7 protein-coding genes are annotated in these 6,825 nt (G+C 42.9%); 5 read left to right on the top strand and 2 right to left on the bottom strand.

Annotation, left to right across the window (positions count from 1 at the left end; all coding sequences use genetic code 11):
- Positions 1-740, bottom strand: a 740-nt coding sequence (locus LC605_RS30105) for a DnaA/Hda family protein (RefSeq protein WP_229551093.1), incomplete at its 3' end; no start/stop codon positions are given.
- Positions 741-904: 164 nt separating this feature from the next.
- On the opposite strand from LC605_RS30105, the gene LC605_RS30100 reads away from it, so the two are divergent.
- Both LC605_RS30100 and def read left to right on the top strand, forming a co-directional pair.
- The gene (locus tag LC605_RS30100) at positions 905-2,146 is read left to right on the top strand and encodes an HhoA/HhoB/HtrA family serine endopeptidase (protein WP_229551092.1); all 1,242 of its coding nucleotides are present in this window, start codon (positions 905-907) and stop codon (positions 2,144-2,146) included.
- Positions 2,147-2,370: 224 nt separating this feature from the next.
- Complete coding sequence (gene def / locus LC605_RS30095; RefSeq protein ID WP_229551091.1) at positions 2,371-2,901, top strand: peptide deformylase; 531 nt, start codon at positions 2,371-2,373, stop codon at positions 2,899-2,901.
- 303 nt (positions 2,902-3,204) lie between these two features.
- Here def and LC605_RS30090 read toward each other — a convergent pair whose 3' ends face one another.
- A complete protein-coding gene (locus LC605_RS30090) occupies positions 3,205-4,896 on the bottom strand; it encodes an NAD-binding protein (protein WP_229551090.1) in 1,692 nt (563 codons plus the stop codon).
- Between the two features lie 377 nt (positions 4,897-5,273).
- On the opposite strand from LC605_RS30090, the gene LC605_RS30085 reads away from it, so the two are divergent.
- From LC605_RS30085 to LC605_RS30075, 3 genes are all read left to right on the top strand, one after another.
- Positions 5,274-5,546 (top strand): hypothetical protein, encoded by a 273-nt coding sequence (locus LC605_RS30085; protein ID WP_229551089.1) that lies wholly within the window; start codon positions 5,274-5,276, stop codon positions 5,544-5,546.
- On the top strand, positions 5,543-5,752 hold the full coding sequence (locus tag LC605_RS30080) for a hypothetical protein (protein ID WP_229551088.1): 210 nt from the start codon (positions 5,543-5,545) through the stop codon (positions 5,750-5,752). The genes LC605_RS30085 and LC605_RS30080 overlap by 4 nt, the downstream gene beginning before the upstream one ends.
- Positions 5,753-6,036: 284 nt before the next feature.
- A partial coding sequence (locus LC605_RS30075; RefSeq protein WP_229551087.1) for a D-alanine--D-alanine ligase family protein occupies positions 6,037-6,825 on the top strand: 789 nt, incomplete at its 3' end.

The following is a 6,825-nucleotide window of genomic DNA, read 5'->3' as shown; positions in this document are numbered from 1 at the left end:
GCTTCATGTAAAGTATTAAAAGTATAAAAGAATTCTTCTTGGGTGTATTCCTTGCCTTCAAGAAACTGAATATCATCAACCAATAAAACATCAGCCGCTCGGTAATGCTCTCGGAAACTTTGCATATTATCCTTACGAATCGCTGTAATTAAATCATTAGTAAACTGCTCCGTAGAAACATAAAATATTTTACAATCCGGATAAATTTCCCAGCGATAATGGCCAATAGCTTGCATAAGATGAGTTTTACCCAAACCTACGCCACCGCATAAAAATAAAGGATTAAACTCTTTACCTGGAGATTCTGCAACTGCTAAAGAAGCAGCGTGAGCCATCCGATTGTTAGCACCAACTACAAATCGCGAAAAGACATATTTAGAGTTTAATTCAGTAGTTTTATGATTGTGATTAGGAACGGCTTCAGAAATAGTGCTGACATTGGGTGATTCCCAAGAAACCTCTCGTTCACTAAAATGAGAAACTTCATCACCTTTAGCAACGGTAATGTAAATTCCCACAGGATGACCGAGAATATCTTGCACTACATGAGCAATAGTATTGATGTAATACTTTTGTAACCAATTACGAGCAAATGGGTTAGGAGTACGGATGACCAAGCAATTATTTTCTAATCGCTCCGCACTAGCAGTTTTGATCCAAGTTTCAAAGGTGGGTCGGGATAGTTCAAGCTGTAGGCGCTCTAGTACCTGACTCCACAGACTTTCTATGGGAATTTCCATTATCCACCACCTTTGCTGCTAATCGTCACAATAGAAGAGAAAGCACCAATTTAGCATCCAGACACGCTAGACCTAAAATAAGCTTTTAAGTTGTAATCATTTTGGGACATACCCAGTAGGCAAGATCCTAACACCCACTGACTGATACGGAGAAGCAACGACACATGAAGACAACAAACCATAATTTAGCGCCCAAAAATATTCATAGCAGGCGTTTACCCCATAGGTTGTGGATGCTCTTATATGGGGTAACAGTGGTGTTCCTGGGGAGCTGCTCTCTTCTTCCGGCTAAAACCTTTGAGACTCGACAAAATCAGACTCAAGCCCAAAACACAACACAACCTAATCCGGTAATTGTCCCCCCGCCAATTATCTCTTCCTCTGGAGATCCTAATTTTGTGGTAAAAGTAGTGCAAAATGTGGGGCCTGCGGTAGTTCGTATTGACTCTTCCCGAACAATCACTTCTCGCGTACCAGACGAATTTAACGATCCATTTTTCCGGCGGTTTTTTGGAGACGATGCGCCACAGCCTAGACAACGGGTAGAGCGGGGTAGCGGCTCTGGATTTATCATTAATTCTTCAGGTCAAATTTTGACCAATTCTCATGTGGTAGATGGTGCTGATCGAGTGACTGTCACACTCAAAGATGGGCGGACTTTTGAGGGTAAAGTGTTGGGTGAAGACCCAGTAACGGATGTGGCGGCGATCAAAATTAATGCCAATAATCTGCCAACTCTATCTGTGGGTAACTCCGATGCTTTGCAACCAGGAGAAGCAGTAGTTGCCATCGGTAATCCCTTAGGCTTGAATAATACCGTTACTTCTGGGATTATTAGTGCTACAGGTCGTTCTAGTAGCGATATTGGTGCTAGCGACAAGCGGGTTGATTACATTCAAACGGATGCTGCGATTAACCCTGGTAATTCCGGTGGGCCATTGCTAAATGCTCGTGGTCAAGTAATTGCGATGAACACAGCTATTATTCAAGGCGCTCAAGGTTTGGGATTTGCTATCCCTATTAATACTGTGCAAAGAATTGCCCAAGAATTAATTGCTACAGGTAAGGTGGATCATCCTTATTTAGGTGTTCAGATGGTGACACTGACACCAGAAATTAAAGAAAGAATAAAAGATAAAGCAGGCGATCGCTTAAATTTTACAGCAGATGAGGGCGTTTTGTTGGTTGAGATTGTGCCGCGATCGCCTGCATCTGTGGCTGGACTACGAGTTGGTGATGTGATTAAAAGCATTAATAGCCAGCCTGTTACTAAAATTGAAGAAGTACAAAAGCTAGTAGAAAAGAGCAAAATCGGTACTAACTTACCAATAGAAGTAGAACGCGATGGGCAAATTGTCCAAGTAAGAGTAGAACCTGCTCCTTTACCCGTGAGACGTGAAGGATAATGCTTGTCATTTGTCGTTTGTCATTTGTCATTTGTCATTTGTCATTTGTCCAATGCCCCATTCTCCATTACTTAAAGGAACGTGAGTTCGATGAACCTCTCCCTCCCAGCCTGCCTCTGGGAAACGGAAAGGGAGGAGCAACGAAAAATTCAGCTTTTTGCTCCCCTCTCCGTGTCGGAGAGGTCAAATAAGACTTGTCGAACTCACGTTAAAGGAGTTTTATCATGACTGAGTTAGCGCCAATAATTCAATTAGGCAATCCAACATTACGCCAAAAAGCTGTTTGGGTTGAGGATATTCAAGATGAGCATATCCAAAAATTAATTGAAGACTTAATCGCCACTGTTGTCAAAGCTGACGGCGTAGGAATTGCTGCGCCTCAAGTAGCACAATCCTATCGTTTATTTATTGTGGCTTCCCATCCTAATGCTAGGTATCCCAACGCTCCGGTAATGGAACCTACTGCGATGATTAATCCCAAAATCATTGCTCATTCAACTGAAGTTGTCAAAGATTGGGAAGGCTGTTTAAGTGTTCCAGGAATTAGGGGGTTAGTTCCTCGGTATAAAGCTATTGAAGTGGAATACACTGACTGTCAAGGAAACTTACAAAAGCAAGAATTAGCCGATTTTATCGCTCGGATTTTTCAACACGAATATGATCATCTCGACGGTATTGTATTTGTAGATCGCCTAGAAAACACTCTCGATATGATTACAGAGCAGGAATATCAACAACGAGTAGTTAACAAATAAATGGTATAAGTAGAGCGACGCAAATAAAACTAACTGCCTAAAGCTGTCATTTGTCATTTGTCCTTCGTCATTTATAAGGGTTTAAGGCGTATTTACGTTTCGTAACATACTTGATTTTTTTCGCACCAACGTACTTATAGCGTTTCCTAATCACATGGGGTACATCTGAGCAAGCTCCTCGCTTGCAAAGCTACGGTGTACATTAGACGTCTGGTAGAAATTAAATATGCGTTACCCAGAACCCTTGTAGAGACGTAGCAGTGCTACGTCTCTACATTTTTTTCACCAGATGTACATTACGAATTATGTGTGTGATTCGCAAACTCGCTCATGGCGCCACAATTGATATAGTCGTGTCGCTGGCATAGTCATATATAAAACATCGTTAACACTGAGATTAGTTTCTAATAAATCCCACCCATGAAGAGTTTGATGATTTTTCTCTACATACAAAGGTACGCAATCAGCCGACATCGCTACATCTTTTACCCACTGACCACAAAAGACGTGTGAAGGTGTAATCACAGTTGCAAAAGCCACCCAAAGACTATCTGCTGTGATGCCATTACCAAGGATGCGTCCCCCTAGTGCAGCAGCAGCAAAAGCTGGGGCTGCTAGTTCAGCTGGACTCAGTACGGCCTCGAAGCCAAATAGCTGTTGCGCTATGCCAGCAAAATCGGGATCGGCATAAAGAACAATCACCGGAATGCTAGGTGTCAAGCCTTTGGCTTTGAGGGCAATTTCCAGATTGGTAGCATCATTGCTTGTAACAGCAAGCACTGCGGCGGCAGAGTCTATATTGCTGGTTTTGAGTATTGTGCGGAAACTGGCATCGCCCTGAATAACGGGGATACCGAGTTCGCGGGCAGTGTTAATATATTTGTTGTTGGAATCAGGTTCAACTACTACAACTTCATGTCCGCTGGCGTGGAGTTGCTGGACAATTCTCAACCCAATACCACTCAAGCCACAGACAATGTAGTGCGATCGCTGGGGTATTCTGGCTGCATCCCAAAATTGCTTAAAGCGGCTTCCTAAGACAAAATCGGTGAGCATTGCGTACCAAATACCAATCACCACTGCTCCAACCAGCATCATGACAACGGTAAATAATTTAATACTGTTAGGAGCATTTTCTACTACTTTGTCATTACCACCCGCTCCCGTAATCATACCTACAGAAAAATATAGAGCATCAACAGGAGATAAACTCAACTCAGCCGACATATAGGTGAGTGTAGCGATCGCAATAACCGCCAATAGGACAATCGCACCCACCACTACCGATCGCCCGTGTTGCTGAAACTGCCTAAAATTAGTAAAGACTTTCAGCAGTTTTCTAATTAATGATCTGCGAGGAGAACGGATCCGGGGTTGAGTACCAATAATTAAGCGATCGCCTACTTGGATCTCTTGTCCAGATATTACAGCCGACACCAAATCCATCTCACCTTTTACTGGCAAGTAATAAATCAGCATCCGCGATCGCTCTTCCCACAATTCACTCAGCTTTCGACCTTTCCAGAAGTGGTTTTCATCAATGTATTCTTCATGAATTGGCCAAGTTTGCTGAAATAATTTGATTTGTCCGATCGCTCGGTTTCCCATTGCTGCAAAGGTGAATACCGGTGCTGCTAATCCCACAACACTCATACTCAAATGGTCTGGCAAACTTTGATCTAGGCGCTCCCCCAAATTTGTATTATAAAAACGATTGATAATCCGAATCTGGGGATTCAGCACCCGCGCTTGCATCATAATAGACAAATTCACAGCATCTTTAGATCCAGCGATGACTAAAGTGTGTGCCTGTTGAATTCCTGCTGCTGTTAGGGTAGCAGCTGCTTGTAAATCGCCAACAATCACATCTGGTGCTGTTTCGCCAGGGATAGATTGGTGATGAATACCAACAACAAAGGCTCCCTGATGTCTCAACAGACGAAAGGTTTTATATCCGGTACGTCCTAAGCCACAAACAATAATTCTGGGTTTCATGAAACGGCAGCATCTTTTACAGGTAGGGCTGCATTTCTAGTTAGTTATCAATATTGTTGCTCACTCTCGTAGAATATAACTGTAGCTGACAACACGATTATTTTAATTGCAGACCCAACATTTTCTAATTGTTCCAGTCCGAGAGTTTCAATGCACTGACGAACATCTTGTAGTAATTCTCCCACCTTGACAGCTATAGGACTACTATTTGATTTCTGAACAGATATGTAGGGTGCGTTAGCGTTTCGCGTAACGCACCGAATCCTTAAGAATGGTGCGTTACGCTGTCGCTAACGCACCCTACAAATACTTAATGTTGTTCAAAAATCAAACCGGATTCCTATATAATAATTCAAAATCAAAAGCCAAGTGTGATTATGCAGGCTATTTTTTGGACTGTAGAAGAAGTCGCCCAAAGAGCTAATCAATTCTATGATCGGGAGATTCGCTCAATAGTCGAACATGGAGACAATATTGGCAAGATGATTGTCATTGACGCTGAGACTGGTGAGTATGGAATTGATGAAATTGGAATAGAACCAGGATTAAAGTTAAAGCAGAAAAACCCAAACGCTAGATTATTTATGATGCGAATAGGTTATGACGCTGCATTTGGCTTCGGTGGGACTATGGAGCGTACAACCGAATGATTTACGGACGGTTAGCTGGTGGTAAGGCGACAGTTCCAGTAATTTTTCGTTTCCTTGAGCAACCAGATTTTTCATTGGATTTTGTCATCGATACTGGATTCAACGGCTATCTCACTTTACCACCACAAGCAGTTGGTGTAATGAATCTTCCTCTACATAGCACTACACCTGCAACATATCTTAGAATTTACGTACTGTACAAATGAATATAAAAGTCTGGATGTTGGGTTGCAGCATAAAGTTTAAGTGCGATCGCTTTCTCTGCGAACCTTTGCGCTTCCCTTTGCGCCCCTCTGCGTTTAAATTTCAACCCTCAATTCGCCACGATTTTACGCTGCATCTGTACCAAGACATCGCTATAATTTGACACCTCAAATAGGAGAGTTTTTTCTAGCCAGGGTTAAAACAGCCAATAAATAATATAGAAAAATATGGCAACTTTTGTCGGTTATGATACGCTATCTCCTTGAGAAGTGTCGAGGAACCGAAAATGACTAAACTGCGGGTGGGGTTATTGTTTGGCGGTCGTTCGGGAGAACATGAAGTTTCAATCAAATCAGCACGGGCGATCGCTAAAGCCTTGAGTGCAGAGGAAAATGCTAACAAGTACGAAATACTGCCTTTTTACATCCAAAAGGATGGCCGCACTCTTGCGGGAGACGCACCCCAAAAGGTTTTAGCAACCGGCACTCCGCTACTAGAATCAGAAGAATCAACATCTGTGGGAAATCTGACATCCAACCCTCAAGCTCAAACTTTGAGTAAATGGCAATCTCCCTCTCAAGTTGCCCAAGTGGATGTTTGGTTTCCCATTCTCCACGGCCCCAACGGTGAAGACGGGACAATTCAAGGGTTACTTACCTTGATGCAAGTCCCCTTTGTGGGTTCTGGGGTGTTAGGTTCGGCATTGGGGATGGATAAAATTGCCATGAAAATGGCCTTTGAGCAAGCAGGATTACCACAGGTAAAATATAAGGCGATAACTAGAGGGCAGGTTTGGTCTAATCCTTGCGTATTTCCGAAACTGTGTGATGACATTGAGGCAGCATTAGGTTATCCTGCTTTCGTGAAACCTGCTAATTTGGGTTCATCAGTGGGTATTGCCAAAGTGCGATCGCGCCCAGAATTAGAAGCCGCCTTAGATAATGCTGCCAGTTATGACCGCCGACTAGTTGTAGAAGCTGGTGTCGTCGCTAGAGAAGTCGAGTGTGCCGTTTTAGGTAATGATCAACCCCAAGCTTCTGTCGTTGGAGAGATTACTTATGACAGCGATTTTTAT

The organism is Nostoc sp. CHAB 5836, from assembly GCF_020829445.1.
Classification (GTDB): Bacteria; Cyanobacteriota; Cyanobacteriia; order Cyanobacteriales; family Nostocaceae; genus Nostoc.
Note: the sequence above shows the minus strand (reverse complement) of the source record. Positions and strands in the feature narration are given on the sequence as shown.